Origin of the sequence: Mesorhizobium robiniae, from assembly GCF_040545535.1 — a bacterium.
Classification (GTDB): domain Bacteria; phylum Pseudomonadota; class Alphaproteobacteria; order Rhizobiales; family Rhizobiaceae; genus Mesorhizobium; species Mesorhizobium robiniae.
This window is the reverse complement of the sequence record NZ_JBEPMC010000002.1, coordinates 634,766-655,524: the sequence shown is the minus strand read 5'-3', so window position 1 is coordinate 655,524 and position 20,759 is coordinate 634,766. Positions and strand designations below refer to the sequence as shown.

General features: G+C 63.0%; 18 protein-coding genes. 8 read left to right on the top strand and 10 right to left on the bottom strand.

The genetic code is table 11. From position 1 onward, the window contains the following. Window positions 1-3 precede the first annotated feature (3 nt). On the bottom strand, window positions 4-2,457 hold the full coding sequence (locus ABID19_RS07490; protein ID WP_354489265.1) for a GcvT family protein: 2,454 nt from the start codon (window positions 2,455-2,457) through the stop codon (window positions 4-6). After that, entirely contained in the window at window positions 2,454-3,338 is an 885-nt protein-coding gene (locus ABID19_RS07485) for a phosphotransferase family protein (protein ID WP_352934339.1), read from the bottom strand. Before ABID19_RS07485 ends, ABID19_RS07490 begins: the two co-directional genes overlap by 4 nt. A 434-nt stretch (window positions 3,339-3,772) precedes the next feature. On the opposite strand from ABID19_RS07485, the gene ABID19_RS07480 reads away from it, so the two are divergent. After that, window positions 3,773-4,549, top strand: coding sequence for a DeoR/GlpR family DNA-binding transcription regulator (locus ABID19_RS07480; RefSeq protein WP_354489263.1), 777 nt, complete (start codon window positions 3,773-3,775; stop codon window positions 4,547-4,549). 99 nt (window positions 4,550-4,648) lie between these two features. Here the strand turns inward: ABID19_RS07480 and ABID19_RS07475 are convergent, their stop codons facing one another. Together ABID19_RS07475 and ABID19_RS07470 are read right to left on the bottom strand one after the other, a co-directional pair. Further along, on the bottom strand, window positions 4,649-5,566 hold the full coding sequence (locus tag ABID19_RS07475) for an NAD(P)/FAD-dependent oxidoreductase (protein WP_354489261.1): 918 nt from the start codon (window positions 5,564-5,566) through the stop codon (window positions 4,649-4,651). After that, the gene (locus tag ABID19_RS07470) at window positions 5,556-6,005 is read right to left on the bottom strand and encodes an RrF2 family transcriptional regulator (protein WP_354489259.1); all 450 of its coding nucleotides are present in this window, start codon (window positions 6,003-6,005) and stop codon (window positions 5,556-5,558) included. Before ABID19_RS07470 ends, ABID19_RS07475 begins: the two co-directional genes overlap by 11 nt. 78 nt (window positions 6,006-6,083) lie before the next feature. Between ABID19_RS07470 and ABID19_RS07465 the strand changes: the two genes are divergently transcribed. The 6 genes from ABID19_RS07465 to ABID19_RS07440 all read left to right on the top strand — a co-directional run bounded on the left by ABID19_RS07465 (window position 6,084) and on the right by ABID19_RS07440 (window position 12,777). Continuing rightward, on the top strand, window positions 6,084-7,010 hold the full coding sequence (locus ABID19_RS07465; RefSeq protein WP_354489257.1) for a LysR family transcriptional regulator: 927 nt from the start codon (window positions 6,084-6,086) through the stop codon (window positions 7,008-7,010). Between the two features lie 219 nt (window positions 7,011-7,229). Beyond that, complete coding sequence (locus ABID19_RS07460; RefSeq protein ID WP_354489255.1) at window positions 7,230-8,384, top strand: ABC transporter substrate-binding protein; 1,155 nt, start codon at window positions 7,230-7,232, stop codon at window positions 8,382-8,384. A gap of 167 nt (window positions 8,385-8,551) precedes the next feature. Then, the gene (locus ABID19_RS07455; RefSeq protein WP_352934322.1) at window positions 8,552-9,550 is read left to right on the top strand and encodes an ABC transporter ATP-binding protein; all 999 of its coding nucleotides are present in this window, start codon (window positions 8,552-8,554) and stop codon (window positions 9,548-9,550) included. A gap of 14 nt (window positions 9,551-9,564) precedes the next feature. Then, on the top strand, window positions 9,565-10,515 hold the full coding sequence (locus ABID19_RS07450) for an ABC transporter permease (RefSeq protein ID WP_354489499.1): 951 nt from the start codon (window positions 9,565-9,567) through the stop codon (window positions 10,513-10,515). Then, complete coding sequence (locus ABID19_RS07445; protein ID WP_354489253.1) at window positions 10,505-11,320, top strand: ABC transporter permease; 816 nt, start codon at window positions 10,505-10,507, stop codon at window positions 11,318-11,320. The genes ABID19_RS07450 and ABID19_RS07445 overlap by 11 nt, the downstream gene beginning before the upstream one ends. Window positions 11,321-11,349: 29 nt before the next feature. Then, window positions 11,350-12,777, top strand: coding sequence for a gamma-aminobutyraldehyde dehydrogenase (locus ABID19_RS07440; RefSeq protein ID WP_354489251.1), 1,428 nt, complete (start codon window positions 11,350-11,352; stop codon window positions 12,775-12,777). Between the two features lie 32 nt (window positions 12,778-12,809). Here ABID19_RS07440 and ABID19_RS07435 read toward each other — a convergent pair whose 3' ends face one another. The 6 genes from ABID19_RS07435 to ABID19_RS07410 form a co-directional block, all read right to left on the bottom strand. Further along, the gene (locus ABID19_RS07435; RefSeq protein WP_354489249.1) at window positions 12,810-13,130 is read right to left on the bottom strand and encodes a formate dehydrogenase subunit delta; all 321 of its coding nucleotides are present in this window, start codon (window positions 13,128-13,130) and stop codon (window positions 12,810-12,812) included. Then, window positions 13,120-13,950 (bottom strand): formate dehydrogenase accessory sulfurtransferase FdhD, encoded by an 831-nt coding sequence (fdhD, locus tag ABID19_RS07430; RefSeq protein ID WP_354489247.1) that lies wholly within the window; start codon window positions 13,948-13,950, stop codon window positions 13,120-13,122. Before fdhD ends, ABID19_RS07435 begins: the two co-directional genes overlap by 11 nt. A gap of 3 nt (window positions 13,951-13,953) precedes the next feature. Then, window positions 13,954-16,866, bottom strand: coding sequence for a formate dehydrogenase subunit alpha (gene fdhF, locus ABID19_RS07425; protein ID WP_354489245.1), 2,913 nt, complete (start codon window positions 16,864-16,866; stop codon window positions 13,954-13,956). A 12-nt stretch (window positions 16,867-16,878) separates the two neighbouring features. Beyond that, window positions 16,879-18,438 (bottom strand): formate dehydrogenase beta subunit, encoded by a 1,560-nt coding sequence (locus tag ABID19_RS07420; RefSeq protein ID WP_354489243.1) that lies wholly within the window; start codon window positions 18,436-18,438, stop codon window positions 16,879-16,881. Next, the gene (locus tag ABID19_RS07415; RefSeq protein WP_354489241.1) at window positions 18,435-18,914 is read right to left on the bottom strand and encodes a formate dehydrogenase subunit gamma; all 480 of its coding nucleotides are present in this window, start codon (window positions 18,912-18,914) and stop codon (window positions 18,435-18,437) included. Before ABID19_RS07415 ends, ABID19_RS07420 begins: the two co-directional genes overlap by 4 nt. A gap of 136 nt (window positions 18,915-19,050) precedes the next feature. After that, window positions 19,051-19,950 (bottom strand): LysR family transcriptional regulator, encoded by a 900-nt coding sequence (locus tag ABID19_RS07410; RefSeq protein ID WP_354489239.1) that lies wholly within the window; start codon window positions 19,948-19,950, stop codon window positions 19,051-19,053. A gap of 165 nt (window positions 19,951-20,115) precedes the next feature. Here ABID19_RS07410 and ABID19_RS07405 point away from each other — a divergent pair, with 165 nt between their 5' ends. Next, on the top strand, window positions 20,116-20,757 hold the full coding sequence (locus tag ABID19_RS07405; protein ID WP_352934295.1) for a DUF47 domain-containing protein: 642 nt from the start codon (window positions 20,116-20,118) through the stop codon (window positions 20,755-20,757). Window positions 20,758-20,759 lie beyond the last annotated feature (2 nt).

Sequence of the window (20,759 nt, the reverse complement as noted above, 5' to 3'; positions counted from 1 at the left end):
GTTCTAAGTCTTCACTTTTTCTCCCGCCGGGTCGTAAAGCGGCTCGAGATGGATCTTTGCCGGCGTCCGCTCCATCGCCACCACTAGCTCGTAATCGCCGGAGGCGAGGAAATCGTCGCTGACCCCGTCGGCGTTGCGGACGTAACCATAGCCGATGTTCTTGCCGACCGTGTAGCCGTAGCCGCCGCTGGTCAGGTAGCCGACCGGCTCGTTGTTGCGCAGGATCGTCTCGCGCCCGAGCAGCACGACCTCCCGATCGTCGACCGTGAAGCCGGCGAAGCGCTTTTTCAGTACTGCGCCATCGAACTTTTCCAGCGCCCGCCTGCCGACAAAATCCGTATTTTTTCGGAGCTTCACCGCCCAGCCGAGGCCGGCCTCCTGCGGGGTGTCGTTGGGTGTGATGTCGGAACCCCAGGCGCGGTAGCCTTTTTCCAGCCGCAATGATTCCAGCGCGCGGTAGCCGACCGGGCGGATGCCGTATTCCCTGCCCGCCGCCATCAGCGTGTCGAAAATCTCGCCCGTGGCCGCGATCGGCACATGCAACTCCCAGCCGAGCTCGCCGACATAGGTGACGCGCAGCGCCCGGATTGTCTGACCGGCGATGGAGATCTCCCGCACATGGCCGAACGGGAAAGCGGTGTTCGACACATCCGCATCGGTCAGCGCAGCCAGCACGTCGCGGGCGCGCGGCCCCATCAGCGACAGCGTGCCGAAGCGCTCGGTGACGTCGGTGAGCGTCACATCGAGTTCCCTGCCGACATGGTCGCCGATCCACGAGAAATCATGTGTCCTGAAACCGGTGCCGGTGACGACGTAGAATCGTTCTTCGCCGAGCCGCGCCACGGTGAGGTCCGCCTCGATGCCGCCGCGGGTGTTGAGAAGCTGCGTGTAGGTCAGCCGGCCGACCGGCTTGTTGATATCGTTGGCGCAGATCCAGTCGAGCGCCTTCAACGCATCCGCACCGGTGATTTCATATTTGGCAAAGGACGACTGGTCGAAGATGCCGACGTTTTCGCGCACATGCCGGTGTTCGTCGCCGACTGGCGAAAACCAGTTCTGCCGGCCCATCGAATAGATGTCCTTCGGCTCGATACCTTCGGGTGCGAACCAGTTCGGCCGCTCCCAGCCGAGTTTCGAGCCGAACACAGCGCGGTGCTTTTGCAGCCGCTCATAGAGCGGCGAGACGATGCGCGGCCGGCCGGAAAGATATTCCTCGTGCGGGAAGCCGACCGTGTAGTGCTTGCCATAGGCTTCCAGCGTGCGGTCGCGGACCCATTGCCGGTCGCGGTGCAGGTCGGAAAAACGCCTGATGTCGACCATCCACAGGTCAAGCGGCGCCTCGCCGTCGACCACCCATTGTGCCAGCACCCAGCCGGCGCCGCCGCCCGATGCGATGCCGAAGGCGTTGAAGCCGGCGCCGACGAACATGTTGGAGCATTCGGGCGCTAGGCCGAGAATGAAATTGCCGTCCGGCGTGAAACTCTCCGGCCCGTTGATCATCTGCTTGACGCCGACGGATTCGAGTGCCGGAACACGCGCAATCGCCTGGTTCATATGCTGCTCGAAATGATCGTAATCGTCGTCGAACAGCCGGAATTCCCAGTCGTCAGGCACGTCGCCGCCCGGCAGGCCTGTCGTCCAGGGTTGCGGGTTCGGCTCATAGCCGCCCATCACCAGCCCGCCGACCTCTTCCTTGAAATAGGTGCGGCGGTCGGGGTCGCGGATCGTAGGCGCATCGGTCGCTAATCCGTCGATCTTTTCGGTGATGATGTACTGGTGCTTCACCGGCTGCAGCGGCACGTTGATGCCTGCAAGGGAGCCCACCTGCCGCGCCCATTGCCCGGCGCAGTTCACCACCTTGTCGCAGGCGATATCGCCTCTGTTGGTCTTTACCGCGGTTATGCGGCCATCCCTCATGTCGAAGCCGGTGACGCGGACATCCTCGAACAGCCTGGCACCGTGCATGCGCGCGCCTTTGGCAAGCGACTGGGTGATGTCGGAGGGGCTTGCCTGGCCGTCGGTAGGCAGCCAGCTGGCGCCGACGAGATCGCCGGTTTCCAGCAGCGGCCACATTGTCTTGACCTCGGCCGGCGACAGCAACTGCATATCCATGCCGAAGCTTTTCGCCGTCGTCGCCAGCCTTTTATACTCGATCCAGCGGTCGGCATTGGCGGCGAGCCTGAGGCACCCGGTCATCTTCCAGCCAGTGGCCAGCCCGGTTTCGGCTTCCAGTCCCTTGTACAGATCGACCGAATATTTGAGCACGCGGGTGATGGAAGCCGACGACCGCAACTGTCCGACCAGCCCCGCCGCATGCCAAGTGGAGCCTGAAGTCAGCTTGCCCTGTTCCAAAAGAACGACATCGGCCTTGTGGTCACGCGCCAGATGATAGGCCGTCGAACAGCCGATGATGCCGCCGCCGATGACGACGATCTCGGCATGGGCGGGCACTGTCATGACTTTTGTCCGTATTTTGTTCTGTAGTTTTCCAGCGCGGCTTCCAGCCGCGTCAGGTTCTCGTCGGTGTAGGCGACGTAGTCGATGCCCGGCGCGTCGAGATAAAGTTCGGAGACCATGCTCCACATCGCCTCGCGCAGCAGCGATGCGCATTGCATGGCGGCATGCGAGCGGCGGATCGCCTCGTCCGGCTCCTTCATGAAATAGGCGGTCAGGAAGGCAAAGGACTCCTCGTCGCTCATGCCGGCATTCGAGGCGACGCCGGCAAGGTCGAACATCGCCGTATTGAAGCCGGCATATTCGAAGTCGATGAGCCATAGCCTATGGCCGTCATCGAGAATATTAGCCGGCAAAAGATCATTATGGCCAAAGACGATCGGCAACAGCTTCTGCGCTCGTTCGAGCTCGTCGGCAAGCGTCAAGAGCCGCGGTAACTCGCTTCGCATGCGGCTGCCGCCTTCCTCCAGCGTGCGCGCATAGTCGCGGATGACATGGAACACCCAGAACATGAAGCCGGCACCGGAGACATGATTGGGCATCTCCCGATGGAAGCCGCGCATCAGGGCGGCGACGCGGCCGATATTGGCGCGTACGTCCTCCGCGACATAGGTCTTGGCGCCGATAAATTCCGTCACCAGGATGCCGGGCTCGGAATAAAGAACCGTCGGCGCGAAGCCGGCGGCGTGCGCCGCACGGGTGGTCATCACCTCGCGCTCGCGAAAGACGTGGTGGAACGGAAAGTCCTGGCCGAAGCGCACGACATGCCGTCCGGCCGCGTCTTTGACCAGATAGTTGGCGTTGCTCAGGCCGCCGGGTAACGGCGCGATCTCGATGTTGCCGGTCCAGCAGGGCAGGGCGCGGATACGGTCCTCGACGGTCACAGGCTCGTCGCTCCTTGGCAGGGTTCAAGGCGCCACAGGTGTCATAAAGATGGCGGCCGGCAGGAGGGAGCGATGCGAAGATCTCGTCGGTGCGGGATGCCAGGATCGGTATCCCGCACCGCACCGACGAGCCCCTTTGCCGGGTTCTTCGACGCCGGCATCCGCCCCCGCGGATTCCAAAAAGTCCTTTCCCCTGCCCCAGACGATCTTCGCAGACGTTCGGGCAGACGAAATTTGGTGCGGCTCAGCCATCGTTCTCCTGTGGTAGCTCCGAGCCTGTCACCAAGCCAATGTCACGCCTTGTGATCCGGCTTGTCAACGAAAACTTGTGGCTTTTTCTGCGCTTTTGACCGGAATCGTAAGGAATTCTTGTAAACTGTGGCCGATTTGCCTTAGAACCGGTCAGCGGCGCAACAATCCGATGGCGAAACTCGATGGTCCATTCGAAGCGGCACGGCGAAATACTCCGTCTCTTGAAAGAGGAAGGCACGGTCACCATCGCCAGCCTGGCCGATCGGCTGGGCGTCTCTCTGGAGACCGTGCGCCGCGACGTCAAGCCGCTGACCCGTGGCGGTTCGATCCTGAAGATGCACGGCGCCGTCGGCCTGCCGGCGATGGCCGGCGAGGCACCGTTCGAACGGCGCATGCGCGAGAATGCCGATGCCAAGCGCGCCATCGCCCGCATGGTTGCCGCGACCATTCGCGACGGCGAATCGATCATGCTTGACACCGGCACGACAACGTCTTTCCTGGCCCGCGAACTGCTCGGCCACCGCAGGCTGACGGTCGTTACCAATTCCTCCGACATCGCCCGCACGCTGGCCACCGTCAACGGCAACAAGGTCTATATGGCCGGCGGCGAATTGCGCAGCGATTCGGGCGCTGCTTTAGGCGTCTCGGCCATCGAATTCGTCAGCCGGTTTTCCGTCAGCCATGCGGTGATCTCCATCGGCGCGGTCGATGCCGTCACTGGCGTCATGGACTATGATCTGGAAGAGGCTGAATTCGCCCGCATGGTGCTGTCGCGCGGCCAGCGCTCGCTCGTCATCACCGACCACACCAAATTCGGACGTCAGGGCCTGGTCCAGGTCTGCGGATTCGAGGGTTTTTCCGAACTCGCCACCGACCGATCGCCGCCGCGCGACATCGCCGCCGCCCTTGCCCAGGCGGGCGCACGGCTCAGCATTGCGGATGACGAGGCCGGGATCTAAAGCGCGTCGCATTTGAGCGGATTCGTGCGACGCGCCTTAGATTCTTGTTTTATGCATGTCGTTATCTCAAAACCGCTGTGCACTTTTGCGCGACATGCATTAGTCGAAAACCAGCGATTGGTGGGCGCATACGCCCGCGAAGGCGCCGCTTGATACGGCGAAGGCGATGTTGTGCATAGATCGTGCCGCGTCTCCGGCGGCATAGACGCCGGGCACGGTCGTCTGCTGCCGGTCGTCGACGACGATCACTGGGCCGAGCAAGCCTTCCGTGAAGCTACAGCCAAGCTGCTCGGCCAGAGGACTGGCCATCGTGTTGCGCGGTGCCGTGAACAGCGCCTTGATGCCGGCTTTGCGGCCGTCTTTGAGATTGGCGATCAGCCCGCCCGAGCCATCCTTTTCCAGGTTCGCCACCCCGGTCGGCTCGAACCGCACGTTTCGCCTTTCCAACGCAAGCATTTGTTCCGCGTCAGGCTCGAACACGCCATTTGCGAACAGCGTCACGTCGCCCCAATCGGCGATCAATTGCGCCTGGTGCACCGCCATCGGGCCGGTTGCCAGCACACCAAGCGGGCCGCCAGCCACCTCGTAGCCGTGGCAATAAGGACAATGCAGCACGCTCTTTCCCCAATGCTCGGCAAGCCCGGGGACATCCGGCAGGATATCGCGCACGCCGGTGGCAAGCACCAGCCGCGCCGCGCCGACTGTCTCGCCGCGATCCGTCGTGATCTCGAAGCCGGAACCGGCGGCAGTGCCCTTGTCCGCCAATCCGGCAACGAACTTGGCTGTCGGATAGGCCAGAAGCTGCCGTCTTGCATCGTCCAGGATCGCGCCGGGCGTGCGCCCGTCCTGTCCCAGGAAACCGTGCGAATGCTCGGCAAAGCGATTGCGTGGCTGGCCTGCGTCGATCACCAGGACGTTGCGCCGGGCTCGTGCCGCCTGGATGGCTGCGGACAGGCCGGCAAAGCTGCCGCCCACGACAATCAGATCATACTGCGTAGCTGGCAGATTATACTGCATGGCTGGTCACTCCAATCAACTCGTAACGGCGATGGAAATCGGCGGCGAGGTCGGCAAGCGTGATGCGGCTGAGTTTCTCCGTCAGCAGCCTCTCGGCCTCGACGCGAAAATCGTCGAGCGCCGCTAGCACCGCTTGTTCGACAAGGCAGCCTGGGCTTTCCGGCTCGGTACTGAACGGCAGCAGCGTTTCTCCGAGCGCGGCGCTGATCTCGGCCAGCGAAATTTTCTCGGGCGCGCGGGCAAGCTGCCAGCCGCCGCCATGTCCGCGCGACGAGGTGACGATGCCGGCGTCGCGCAAGCCGGCAATGGTTCGGCGGACGACGACCGGATTGGTGTGGATGAACGTGGCGAGCTGCTCGGAGGTCAATGCGTGCTCCTGCGTCTCGGCCATGTGAACGAGAATGTGCAGGGTCGAGGAAAGTCTGCTGTTTCGTTTCATGTAACTTACTTAGTTACGAATCTCGCGATCGTCAAGCGCCCACTTCCCAGCGCAACCTCCGCCGTGTTTAGTCCGGCCATGGCCTTTACCATCCGCCAGTTGCAGTTCTTCATCGCCGTCGCCGAACAAGGCACGGTTTCGGGCGCCGCGCAGAACCTATCGATCTCGCAATCGTCGGTCACCGAAGCAATCAAGGAACTGGAACACGATCTCGGCGTCGAACTGTTCGAGCGTCACCCGCGCGGCCTCAACATCACCCACAAGGGGCATCAGTTCCTGCGCCACGCGACAAAGATTCTTGCCGACGTTTCCGACGCACGCCGTGCCTTCTTCGGCGATCAGGTGTTGGCGGGCGGTCGGCTGCAGCTCGGTGTCACCTCGCTGGTCGCCGGCTATGTGCTTTCGGATCTCCTTGCCCGCTACCGCCGCGCCTATCCGGGCGTCGAGATCTCGGCCATTGAGGACAATGGCGACTACCTCGAACATCTGCTGATCGGCGGCAAGCTCGACATCGCCGTCATGGTCACCTCGAACCTGCGCGACCGCACCGCGCTGCAGTCCGAAATCCTCGAAGTCTCGGCCTACCGGCTATGGCTGCCGCTCGGCCACCCGCTGGCCGGCGCCGACATCATCGGCATTGGCGACATCGCCTCGGAGCCGCTGATCATGCTGACCGTCGACGAGATCGAGGAGAATACCGGAAAACTGCTGGCGGCGATCGGCGCCAAGCCGCATGTCGCCTTCCGCACTCGCTCGGTCGAAGCGGTCCGCAGCCTCGTCGCCACCGGTGCGGGTGTGGCGTTGTTGCCCGACCTCGTCTACCGGCCATGGTCGCTCGAAGGCGACCGTATCGAATCGCGCGATATTTCGGGCTCCTTGCCGGTGGTACAGGTCGGCATGGTATGGCGGCGCGGCTCCGGCCTACCGCAGGCCTCACGCGACTTCATCGGGCTTGCCCAATCGCAGCGCATGGTCCGTCAGCGGCCGGAGAAGATTGGCCGCTGATCTATCGGAAAAACCGATATCGCCCTTCTGATAAATGAATTTGCGAAACCGAGAATTTCGCAGCACCTTCACGATCGGGACCAAGCCGCAGCGACAGTGCGGCCCCTTAGAGCGCCGTGCGTCGGGGATGCGCAACGACGCTCTAACGTTTGAGTTGCGCATGATCTTTTCCGAAACCGAAACGGTTTTCGGGGTCATGCGCCAAATGGGAGATCGACGATGAATTCATTCTTGAAGTCATGCACTGCATTGACGGTCGCGCTGACCTTCTCCGGCCAGGCGATCGCTCAGGTCAAGGAACTCGGCAAAGGCGAAGGCCAAGTCAATATTGTCGCCTGGCCCGGCTACATCGAGCGCGGCGAAACCGACAAGGGCTACGACTGGGTCACGTCCTTCGAGAAGGACACAGGCTGCAAGGTCAACGTCAAGACGGCCAACACGTCCGACGAAATGGTCGCGTTGATGAATGAGGGCGGCTTCGATCTCGTCACCGCCTCGGGTGACGCTTCGCTGCGCCTCGTCGCGGGCAAGCGCGTCCAGCCGATCAACACCGATCTCGTCCCGAGCTGGAAGACCGTCGACGACCGCCTCAAGGATGCGCCGTGGTTCACGGTCGGCGGCGTCCACTATGGCGTCCCGTACCAGTGGGGACCGAATGTGCTGATGTACAACACCGAGGTCTTCAAGGAAGCGCCGAAGAGCTGGAACGTCGTCTTCGAGGAGATGACCTTGCCCGACGGCAAGTCGAACAAGGGCCGCGTTCAGGCCTATGACGGGCCGATCCATGTCGCCGATGCGGCCAACTATCTGATGTTTCACAAGCCGGAGCTCGGCATCAAGGATCCCTACGAGCTGACCGAGGATCAGTACAAGGCCGCGCTCGATCTGCTGCGCGTGCAGCGCACGTTGGTCGGCCGCTACTGGCATGACGCCGCCATTCAGGTCGACGACTTCCAGAACGAAGGTGTCGTTGCCTCCGGTTCATGGCCTTATCAGGTCAACACGCTGGTTGCCGCCAAGAAGCCGGTTGCTTCGACCGTTCCCGAGGAAGGCGTCACCGGCTGGGCCGACACCACCATGATGGAGGCCGACGCGGCCCACCCGAACTGCGCCTATATGTGGCTGGAGCATTCGCTGTCGCCGAAAGTGCAGGGCGACATTTCCGCCTGGTTCGGCTCGCTGCCGGTGGTGCCGGCTGCCTGCAAGGGCAACGAACTGCTCGGCGAGGAAGGCTGCAAGACCAACGGCTACGACAATTTCGAAAAGATCAAGTTCTGGAAGACGCCGGTGTCGAAATGCGCCACCCAGAACGACCAGTGCGTGCCTTACTATCGCTGGGTGTCGGACTATATCGGCGTTATCGGCGGACGGTGAGTTCGCCTCACTCGTTCTGAGAGCGTATCACCCTCACCCTCTCCCCGAAGGGAGAGGGACGCCGCCGGCGTTTCGGTGAACCCCTTCTCCCCGTCACTTTACGGGGGAGGGCCGGCAGGCGGATGAGGGCAGCGCCGTCGCCTGAATTGATCAGCTTGGGACAGCCCATGACCTCCGCCGTTTCGTTCGCCAAAGTCTCTCGCCATTTCGGCAGCGTGCGCGCTGTCGATATGGTCGATCTCGATATCGTGCCGGGCGAGTTCTTTGCCATGCTTGGGCCTTCCGGTTCCGGCAAGACGACCTGCTTGCGCCTGATCGCCGGCTTCGAGCAGCCGACATCGGGCTCGATCTCTATCTTCGGCGAACGCGCCGAAGGCGTCCCGCCCTATCGCCGCAACGTCAACACCGTGTTTCAGGACTACGCGCTGTTCCCGCATCTCAACGTGCTCGACAACGTCGCCTATGGGCTGATGGTCAAGGGCGTCGGCAAGCCGGAGCGACAGAAGGCGGCGGAAGAGGCGCTGTCGCTGGTGCGGCTTCCTGGCTACGGCGCCCGTCGTCCCGGCCAGCTCTCCGGCGGCCAGCGCCAGCGCGTTGCGCTTGCCCGCGCCCTGGTCAACCAGCCCAAGGTGCTTCTGCTCGACGAGCCGCTTGGCGCGCTCGACCTCAAGCTGCGCGAGAACATGCAGGAGGAGCTGAAGTCGCTGCAGAAGGCGCTCGGCATCACCTTCGTCTTCGTCACCCACGACCAGGGCGAGGCCCTTTCGATGGCGGACCGCGTCGCCGTCTTCAACGACGGCAAGGTCATGCAGATCGGCACGCCGGAGGACATCTACCAGCGCCCGAAGACGCGCTTCGTCGCCGATTTCGTCGGCTCGTCCAATGTGCTGCCGCCTGATTTCGTCCAGCGTTACTCCGGCCAGCATCGCTGGGGCAGCCTGCGTCCTGAATCCATTCGCATCGGTCGAGCCGCCAAGGGCGACGGCGTTGCCGCTCGCCTTGTCTCGACCAACTATCTCGGCGCCACGACCAGACTGGCGCTCGACGCCGACGGGCTGAGGCTGCACGCTATCGTGCCGGCGGGTGCGAAATTGCCCGGGGAAGGCGAGGCAGTCATGCTCACCTTCAACCGCGAGCATTTGCACCTGATGGACGAGCCGGCATGACCCTCGAAGCCGCCATGCCGCGTGCTACGCCCCCCGCCATCCTGCCGGGAAGTGGCGGTTTGCGCGGCGCGCTATCGGACCTGTTCTGGCGCAAGCCGAAGGTCCTGCTGCTCTTGCTGCTGCTGCCGCCGGTGCTGTGGCTCGGCATCGTCTATATCGGCTCGCTGTTCGCGCTGCTGTTGCAAAGCTTTTTCTCGATCGACGAGTTCTCTGGCCTCATCAACCGCGAATTCACGCTGAAGACCTATGGCGACCTGCTGCAGGCCGCCAATCTCGACATCATCCTGCGCACGGTGACGATGGCAGCCCTGGTTACGCTCGCCTCCGCGGTGATCGCCTTCCCCATCGCTTATTACGCGGCGCGCTATGCGCGCGGCCGCTGGAAGGCGCTGTTCTATCTCGGCGTCATGCTGCCGCTGTGGTCGAGCTATCTGGTCAAGATCTATGCCTGGAAGCTCATCCTCGCCAAGGAAGGCATCCTGACCTGGCTGCTCGCCAAGCTGCATCTTCTATGGCTTGTTGATGGCTGGCTGTCGCTGCCGATCGTCGGTGGCAATTCTCTGTCGGTATCATCCACCGGCACCTTCATCGTCTTCGTTTATGTCTGGCTGCCCTTCATGATCCTGCCGGTGCAGGCGGCACTCGAGCGCGTGCCGGGCAATCTGGTCGAAGCCTCGTCCGATCTTGGCGCTTCGCCCGGCCAGACCTTCCGCAACGTGCTGTTCCCGCTGGCGCTGCCGGGCATCGTCGCCGGCTCGATATTCACCTTCTCGCTGACATTAGGCGATTACATCATCCCGCAGATCATCGGCACCTCGCGGCTGTTCATCGGCCAGGCCGTCTATTCGCAGCAGGGCACCGCCGGCAACATTCCGCTTGCCGCCGCCTTCACCGTGGTGCCCATCGTCATCATGGGCTTCTACCTCTGGGGCGCCAAGCGCATGGGAGCTTTCGATGCGCTCTGATGGCTCACCATCCGCTCCTCTCGGCCTGAAGGTCGCCGCCGCCTGCGGCCTGCTGTTCCTGCATCTGCCGATCTTCCTGATCTTTACCTATGCCTTCACGACCGAGGAAAAGAGCTTCGTCTGGCCGCCGCCGGGGCTGACGACGCAGTGGTTCGCCGTCACCTGGAACCGCCCCGACGTTTGGCAAGCGCTGTCGCTGTCGGTCCGGGTCGCTGCCATCTCGACCGCCGTCGCGCTGGTCCTCGGCACGCTCTGCGCGGCCGCCGTGTCGCGAACACGGTTCTTTGGTCGCGAAACCATCTCGCTGCTGGTCATCCTGCCGATCGCGCTGCCCGGCATCATCACCGGCATCGCGCTGCGTTCGGCTTTTTCGCTGGCCGAGATTCCGTTCTCGTTCTGGACGATCGTGCTCGGCCACGCCACGTTCTGCGTCGTCGTCGTTTACAACAACGCCGTCGCCCGCTTCCGCCGCACCTCCGGCTCGATGATCGAGGCATCGATGGACCTTGGCGCCGATGGCTTCCAGACGTTTCGCCATGTCGTGCTGCCCAACATCGCCACCGCCTTGCTCGCCGGCGGCATGCTGGCTTTCGCGCTGTCGTTCGACGAGGTCATCGTAACCACCTTCACCGCCGGCCAACAGCAGACGCTGCCGATCTGGATGCTGGAGGAACTGATCCGCCCGCGCCAGCGCCCGGTCACCAATGTCGTGGCCATGGTCGTCGTGCTGGTGACGCTGCTGCCTATCCTCGCAGCTTATTACCTGACCCGCGACGGCGACCAGATCGCCGGTTCGGGAAAATGACGTCAAGAATCCATAAGGGAGAGACTTCCATGGACACAAAGATGCTGATCGGCTCGAAATTCGAGAAGGGCACCGAAACCGAAGAACCGATCCTCAACCCGAAGACCGGCGCGACCATTCTCAACCTGCCTGAAGCCAGCCACGCGCAGATCGAGGCGGCGGTGCTTGCGGCCGAAAAGGCCTTCATCACCTGGTCGCGCACCACGCCGGCGCAGCGCTCGGGCTATCTCCTTAAGATCGCCGACCGTATCGAGGCCGACGCGAAGGATTTTGCCGCCCTCGAAGCGCTCAATTGCGGCAAGCCGATCAACGCCGTGCTCAACGACGAAATCCCGGCGATCGTCGATTGCTACCGCTTCTTCGCCGGTGCTGTTCGCTCAATGCCCGGCCAGGTCGCCGGCGAATATATTCCTGGTCACACTTCGATGGTCCGGCGCGATGCCATCGGCGTCGTCGCCTCGATCGCGCCGTGGAACTATCCGCTGATGATGATGGCCTGGAAGCTGGCCCCGGCGATTGCTGGCGGCAACACGGTGGTCTTCAAACCGTCGGAGCAGACTCCGCTGACCGCGCTGAAACTGGCGAAGATCCTTGCCGAGATCCTGCCGGAAGGCGTCGTCAACGTCGTGCTCGGCAGAGGCGACAGCGTTGGCAACACGCTGATCAACCACCCGAAAATCAACATGATCTCGATCACCGGCGACGTCGCCACCGGCAAGAAGGTGCTGCAGGCGGCCGCCAAGTCGGTCAAGCGCACGCATCTCGAACTCGGCGGCAAGGCGCCGGTCATTGTCTTCGATGACGCCGACCTCGGCGCGGTGATCAACGGCCTGCGCGCCTTCGGCTATTACAATGCCGGCCAGGATTGCACAGCCGCCTGTCGCATCTATGCCGGCAAGAAGATCTACGACAAGCTTGTCGTAGACCTTTCCTCGGCCGTCTCGACCATCAAATACGACCGCCCCGACGACACGGAAAACGAGATCGGGCCGCTCATCTCACGCCGCCAGCGCGACCGCGTTTCGAGTTTCGTCGAACGCGCCTCGGAGCTGAAGCACATCGAGATCACCACCGGTGGCAAGCCGGGCGAGGGCTCTGGCTTCTTCTATCAGCCGACGGTCGTCGCCGGCGCCTTGCAGGAAGACGAGATCGTGCGCCGCGAAGTGTTCGGGCCGGTCGTCTCGGTCACTCGCTTTTCCGAGGTGGACGAGGCGGTGAACTGGGCCAATGACAGCGACTATGGTCTCGCGTCCTCTGTGTGGACCAAGGATGTCTCGCGCGCCATGGCGACAGCCGCTCGGTTGCAATATGGCTGCACCTGGATCAACACCCATTTCATGCTGACCAACGAGATGCCGCATGGCGGGCTGAAACAGTCCGGCTACGGCAAGGACATGTCGCTCTATGCCTTGGAGGACTATACCGCCGTGCGGCATGTGATGGTGGCACACGGCTAGCGCTTCTTACCTCTGGGGAGGCGGTTGTCGGGCTATTTCTGCGGAGCGGCGCTCTCGGCCTGCGCAGTTCCACGCCCGGTGTAGCCGATGCTCATATCGGACTGTTCTGGCGTCTTGGGCCGCTTGATTTTGGCGGAAGCAGCCACCACGAGTTCGTTGAAGCCTTCACTGCCGCCGTCCAGCATCTCGAACAGCTGCCGCCGCATCCTCGGCTCCCAGAACTTGTTGATGTGCTCGGCAACGCCGGCGATACCTTCGTCGCGCGGCTTGGAATGGAAAAAATCGGCGATCTGGTTGGCCATACGCACCAGCTTTTCCCCGGTGCTCATGATGTGTTCTTCGTCATGCGACATGCTTGGCAACTCCAGCAGCCACCCGGTCAGGGTGGGTGAAAATATCAAAATCGTCGCCGCGCACCAACGCCACCAGCGTCATCCCGGCGGCTTCCGCTGTGCGGATGGCTAGCGCGGTCGGCGCCGAGACGGCGATGATGAACGCCGCGCCGATCGCAGCCGTCTTCTGCACCATCTCGACCGAAACGCGCGACGTCACCACGACAGCGCCGGCGGCGCCGTTTATGCCGGCCTTGGCCAGCGCGCCGGCCAGCTTGTCCAGCGCATTGTGGCGGCCGACATCCTCGCGCGCCATGACGATGCCCTTGCCCGGCACATAAAAACCCGCGGCATGAACCGCCCCGGTCTCGGCGTGCAGCGGTTGCACCTTCGACAAGAGCTTGACCGAGCGGACGATGTCGTCGGCATCAAGTGTGAGCTTCGACGAACCAACCGCATCCACCGACCGCATCGCTTCCTCGATCGACTCGATGCCACACAGCCCGCAGCCGACCGGACCGGCAAGTCTGCGCCGCCGCGCCTGGAAGCGGGTATTGGCCTGGTCCCTCAGCCGGATCTGTATGTCGATACCCGCGCCGAGATCTTCGACTTCGATGGTCTCGATCTCCTCGGGCGTGGCAATGATGCCTTCGGTCAGCGAGAAGCCGAGTGCGAAATCCTCGAAATCGGCGGGGCTCGCCATCATCACCGCATGAGTGGTTCCGGCGAAGGAGAACGCCACCGGGGTCTCCTCCGGCACCATGCGGTTCGCGGCCGTGGTGCCGCTGGCGCGATGCGCCAGCCGCGATATCTGCGTCGTCGCTTTGCGGCGCGCGGCCAAGGACTACTCCGCCGCTTCCAGCGGGGCGATGCGCCGGCTCTGGCGAGCCTGCTCGTTATAATCCCTCTGCCACTCGGTCGGACCGTTGGACGGCGCCACCTGCACCGCGGTGACCTTGTATTCCGGACAGTTGGTCGCCCAGTCCGAGAAGTCGGTGGTGATCACGTTGGCCTGCGTGTCCGGGTGGTGGAAGGTCGTGTAGACGACGCCCGGCGACACCCGGTCGGTGATCAGCGCGCGCAGCGTCGTCTCACCGGAGCGGCTCGCCATCCGCACCCAGTCGCCGTCGCGGATGCCGCGGTTCTCCGCATCGTGCGGATGGATTTCCAACCGGTCTTCGGAATGCCACATCACATTTTCGGTACGCCTGGTCTGCGCCCCGACATTGTACTGCGACAGAATCCGGCCGGTGGTGAGCAGCAGCGGGAAGCGCGGCCCAGTCCTTTCGTCCGTCGCCACATATTCGGTGCGGATGAACTTGCCCTTGCCGCGCACGAAACCATCGATATGCATGATCGGGGTGCCGAGCGGCGCCTTCTCATTGCAGGGCCATTGCACGGATCCGACACGGTCGAGCAGTTCGAAGGACACGCCGGCGAAGCTCGGCGTCGTCTTGGCGATCTCGTCCATGATCTCGGAGGGATGCTGATAGTTCCAGTCCAGCCCGACCGCACGGGCAAGCTCCTGCGTCGCCTCCCAATCGGCGTAGCGCGCCTTCGGCTCCAGAACCTTGCGCACCATGTTGATGCGGCGCTCGGCATTGGTGAAAGTGCCGTCCTTCTCGAGGAAGGTCGAGCCCGGCAGGAAAACATGCGCGTAGTTCGCGGTCTCGTTGAGGAAAAGGTCGTGCACGACGACGCATTCCATCGCGGCGAGGCCGGCGGCGACATGCTTGGTATCGGGATCGGACTGCAGGATGTCCTCGCCCTGGATGTAGATGCCCTTGAAGCTGCCGTCGACGGCGGCATCCAGCATGTTGGGAATGCGCAGGCCCGGTTCGTCGTCGAGCTTCACGCCCCACAGGCTCTCATAGATGTCGCGCACGGCTTCGCCGGAGATATGGCGATAGCCGGGCAGTTCGTGCGGGAAGGAGCCCATGTCGCACGAGCCCTGCACATTGTTCTGGCCGCGCAGCGGGTTCACGCCAACGCCCGGCCGGCCGATATTGCCGGTGGCCATGGCGAGGTTGGCGATCGCCATGACAGTGGTCGAACCCTGGCTGTGTTCCGTCACGCCGAGGCCGTAATAGATCGCGCCGTTGCCGCCGGTGGCGTAGAGACGCGCAGCACCCCGGATCAGTTCGGGATCGACGCCGGACAGTCTGCCGACGGTTTCAGGGCTGTTTTCCGGCAAGGCGACGAAAGAAGCCCAGTCCTGGAACTCCGCCCAGTCGCAACGTTCGCGGATGAAGGCTTCGTCGAAAAGACCCTCGGTGACGACGACATGCGCCAGCGCCGTCAGCACCGCCACATTGGTGCCGGGCTTCAGCGGCAGGTGATAGGCCGCTTCGACATGCGCCGACTTGACCATCTCGGTGCGACGCGGATCGAGCACGATCAGCTTGGCGCCCTGGCGCAGCCGCTTCTTCAGCCGCGAGGCGAACACCGGATGGGCCGAAACCGGATTGGCGCCGATGACCACGGCGACGTCGGTGAATTCGACGGAGTCGAAATCCTGCGTGCCGGCCGAGGTGCCATAGGTCTGACCGAGCCCGTAGCCGGTCGGCGAATGGCAGACGCGCGCACAAGTGTCGACATTGTTGTTGCGGAAGCCTTGCCGCACCAGCTTCTGGACGAGATAGGTCTCCTCGTTCGTGCAGCGCGAGGAAGTGATGCCGCCGATCGCGGTGCGTCCATACTGATACTGGATCCGGCGGAACTCCTTGGCCGTATGGGCAATCGCCTCTTCCCAGCTTACCTCGCGCCAGGGATCGGTGATCTTTTCCCGGATCATCGGCGACAGGATGCGGTCCTTGTGGGTGGCGTAGCCATAGGCGAAACGGCCTTTGACGCAGGAGTGGCCGTGGTTCGCCTTGCCCTCCTTGTAGGGCAGCATGCGAATGACCTCGTCGCCCTTGACCTCGGCCTTGAACGAGCAACCGACGCCGCAGTAAGCGCAGGTGGTGACGGCCGAGCGCTCCGGCAGGCCCTTGGCAAGGACCGATTTCTCGCGCAGCGCATCGGTCGGACAGGCCTGCACGCAGGCGCCGCAGGATACGCATTCGGAGGCGATGAATTCCTCGTGCATGCCGGCGACCATGCGCGATTCGAAACCGCGGCCCTCGATGGTCAACGCGAAGGTGCCTTGCACCTCCTCGCAAGCCCGCACGCAACGCGAGCAGACGATGCATTGCGCGGGATCATAGGTGAAATAGGGATTGGATTCATCGCGGGCGATGTAGTCGACAGCCAGCGAACCATGGCCGGGTGCTACACCGTTCTCCTGCTTGACGTGGTTGCGGCCGTCCACGCCATAGCGGTTCTCGGTCAGGCCGACCGTGTTGGCGACCTTGTCGAACTCGCTGGCGCCTGTGCCGGCCTTCTCGTTCCAGCCGATCGGGTGGTCGGAGACATAGAGTTCCATCACGCCGCGGCGGATGGCGTTGAGGCGCTCGGTCTGCGTGTGCACGACCATGCCTTCACCGACAGGTGTCGTGCAGGAGGCTGGCGTCCCGCCGCGTCCATCGATCTCGACTAGGCAGATCCGGCAGGAGCCGAACGAGTCCAGCATGTCGGTTGCGCAGAGTTTCGGGATTTCGACCCCTGCTTCCATCGAAGCGCGCATGATAGAGGTACCTGCCGGAACGGTCACGGACTTGCCGTCGACCGTCAGCGTCACTTGCTGTTCCGCTTCCGAAGCGGGCGTTCCGTAGTCGATTTCCTGGACCAGCGATTTGATGTCGAATGCCGCGTTCATGGCTGTCCGCTCCTATTCCGCTGCTTCGGCGACCGGCGTCGGCCGAAAGTCGTCGGGGAAATGGTTGAGTGCACTCATTACTGGATATGGGGTGAAGCCGCCCAGAGCGCAAAGGGAGCCGAACTTCATCGTGTTGCAAAGGTCGGTGACCAGAGCGATCTGCTTCTCGGGTTCGATGTTCTGGGCGAGCCGGTCCAGCACCTCGACGCCGCGCGTCGAGCCGATGCGGCAGGGCGTACACTTGCCGCAGCTTTCGATGCTGCAGAATTCCATGGCGAAGCGCGCCTGCTTCAGCATGTCGGCGCTGTCGTCGAAAACGACGATACCGGCATGGCCGATCAACCCGTCCTTGGCGGCAAACGCCTCGTAGTCGAACGGCGTATCGAACAGCGTGCGCGGGAAATAGGCGCCGAGCGGGCCGCCGACCTGTACGGCCTTGACCGGACGTCCTGTGGCGGTGCCGCCGCCTATCTCATCGACGATCTCGCCCAGCGTCATGCCGAACGCAGCCTCATAGAGACCGGGATATTTGACGTTGCCGGCGATCTGGATCGGGATGGTGCCGCGCGAACGACCCATGCCGAAATCCTTGTAGAAGGCTGCGCCCTTATCCATGATGACAGGCACCGAAGCCAGCGAGATGACGTTGTTGATCACCGTTGGTTTGCCGAACAGGCCCTTGTGCGCCGGCAGCGGCGGCTTGGCCCGCACTTGCCCGCGCTTGCCTTCGAGGCTGTCGAGCAGCGAGGTCTCCTCGCCGCAGACATAAGCGCCGGCGCCGACGCGAACTTCCATGTCGAAGGCGTTGGGCGAGCCCAGCACGTTGACGCCGAGCACGCCGGCCTTGCGGGCGGCCTCAACGGCCTTCTGCATCGTTGCCACTGCGTGTGGATATTCCGAGCGTATATAGATGAAGCCCTTGGTGGCACCCGTTGCGATGCCGGCGATGGTCATGCCTTCGATCAGCACGAACGGGTCGCCTTCCATGATCATACGGTCGGCGAACGTGCCCGAATCGCCCTCGTCGGCATTGCAGACGATGTATTTGCGGTCGGCCGTGGTATCGAGCACCGTCTTCCATTTGATGCCGGTCGGAAAACCGGCGCCGCCGCGTCCGCGCAGGCCCGATTCTGTAACCTGCTTGACGATGTCGGCAGGCGTTAGTGCCACGGCGTTCTGCAGTCCCTTCAGTCCGCCATGCGCCTTGTAGTGATCGAGCGACAGCGGATTGATGACACCGCAACGCGCGAAGGTCAGCCGCGTCTGCTTGGCCAGGAACGGTATCTTGTCGGGCGCGCCCAGCCAGCGCTTGTGGTGGCCGCCGGTGAGAAAGCCGCTGTCGAACAGGCCTTTGACGTCGGACGGCTTCACCGGCCCATAGGCGACGCGGCCTTTGTCTGCTGTTGCCACTTCGACCATCGGCTCGAGAAAATAGGCGCCGCGCGAACCGTTGCGCACGATCTTGGCCTCGATGCCGCGATCGGCCAATTCCTTCTCAATCGCCTTGGCGACCTTTTCCGCACCGAGCGCCAGTGCGCCGGAATCGCCGGGAATGTAGATGCGCGGGATCATGAGCGCACCTCGGCAACGATCTCGTCGAGCTTTTCGTCGTTGAGCCGGCCGATCACCTCGCCGTCCAGCATCGCTGACGGCGCGCAGGCGCAAAGGCCGAGGCAATAGACCGGTTCCAGCGTCACCGAACCGTCGCGGGTCGTCTCATGAAAGCCGATGCCAAGCAATTGCTTGAGCTTGCTGGCGATCAAATCCGAGCCCATCGACTGACAGGCTTCCGCCTGGCAGACTTTGAGTACGTGTCGGCCAGCCGGGTGGCTGCGGTAGTCATGATAGAAGCTGACGACGCCGTGCACCTCCGCCTTGGTGATGTTCAGCGCCTCGGCGATTACCGGCAGCGCGTCGCGCGGCACGTGGCCGAACTCTTCCTGGATGCCATGGAGGATAGGCAGCAGCGGGCCTTCGAGGCCTTTCAACTCCTGGACGATCGCCGCCGTGCGCGACGCGATCTCGGTACTTGCAGGCTGCATCGTCATGCAGCGCCCTCCCTGATGTCGTAGCGATCTTCCGCTAAGTATTTAGGAAATCAGATGAAACCCGCCAGATCAATAAAGCTGATCCGTTGCTCGATAGAAATCTTCTATCAACGAAATCCAGCCTGCAATCTCTAGCTCAGCTGCGGGAACGGAAATCGTCTGCTAGCGCCATCGCCTCGTCCAGCAGCGCCGAGACCAGCGGCGTGTGCGGCTCGCGCGGCGTCGCCACCAGCCCGACGGTGTGGCTGGCATCCGGCTCGACGATGGGAATGGCCCGGATCGGCTCGGAAAAACCGAACGTTTCCGAGAGGTTGAGCGGCATGATCGACGACCATTTTCCGGTGCGGATGTGGGAGAACAAAACGATCATCGAATTGGATTCGAGCGTCGGCCGCACCTGCGTGCCGGCCTCGGCCAGATGCTGGTCGATGATGCGGCGGTTCTGCATGTCCGGCGTTAGCAGGCAGAGCGGCAGCTGGCTGAGCTCCGCCCACGTCACTTTGTCGCGGTCGGAATAGGGGTTTCCGACCGCGGTGATCAGTTGGTAGCGCTCGTCATAAAGCGGCACGCTGGTCACCCGCCCCAGCGGCTCGTTGTCGAGATAGGTGATGCCGGCGTCGATGTCGAAATTGCCGAGCAGCGACAGCACCTCGATCGAGGTGCGCGACAGTACCGAGAAGGTGACGCCGGGATGTTTTGCGCGAAACGGCGTCGTCAGCCGTGCTACCATGGCCAGCGCTGTTGGGATGGCGGCGATGCGGATGCGCCCCGAAAGGCCGTGACGCGCCGCCCGCATCTCCTCGCGCATGGTCCTGCTATCGCCGACGATGCGGCGCGCCCACACCAGCACCTGTTCGCCCTCCGGCGTCAGCCCCTGGAAGCGCGATCCACGCAGAACCAGCATCACGCCGAGCTGGCCCTCCAACTGCTTGATCCCTGCCGAAAGCGTCGGCTGGGTGACGCCGCACACCTCCGCCGCCCGGCCGAAATGCTCTTCCCTGGCCAGCGCGATGAAGAATTCCAGCTTGTCGATCATGCCGTCTGTCCGGTGGGTCCAGCGCCAAGGTCGGGGAAATTGCGTTCCGCCGCAAGCTGCATGTGCAATCGCAGCGTCCACATCTTTCAGCCGGCTTACTATTTCCCGCATCGGTGTGCGGCGCTATGTGGATGGGGCGAGGTCGTGGGGCACGGGAGATCGAACATGCTGAGCTGGTTCCGCAAGCTGCTGCCGCGTGAAGATCGTTTCTTCGATCTCTTCGAGCAACACTCCCGTACCGTGGTCGATGGTGCCGAGGCGCTTGAGCAGCTTCTCCAAGGCAAGGACATCGATCGCTGGTGCCAGAGGATCGTCGATCTTGAAGACCAGGCCGATCACATCACCGCGGAAGTCCTGCTTTCCGTGCGGCGCTCGTTCATCACGCCTTTCGATCGCGGGGACATCAAGGATCTGATCCAGTCGATGGATGACGCCATCGACATGATGCACAAGACCGTCAAGACGGTGAAGCTGTTCGAGAAGAAGGAATTCGACCCGCTGATGCAGGAAATGGGCGGCATCATCGTCATTGCAGCCAAGCTGGTCGCCGAGGCCATCCCATTGCTCAGCAAAGTCGGCGCCCACAGCGTGCGCCTCAATGCGATCGCCGAGGAGGTCATGCGCGCGGAAGGCCGGGCCGACGATCTGCACGAGCAGGGCCTGAAGGACCTGTTCAAGAGGCACGGCCGCAGCGACCCGATGGCCTACCTCATCGGCAGTGAGATCTATGGCGAGCTGGAAAAAGTGGTCGACCGTTTCGAGGACGTCGCCAACGAGATCAGCGGCATCGTCATCGAGAACGTTTAGCC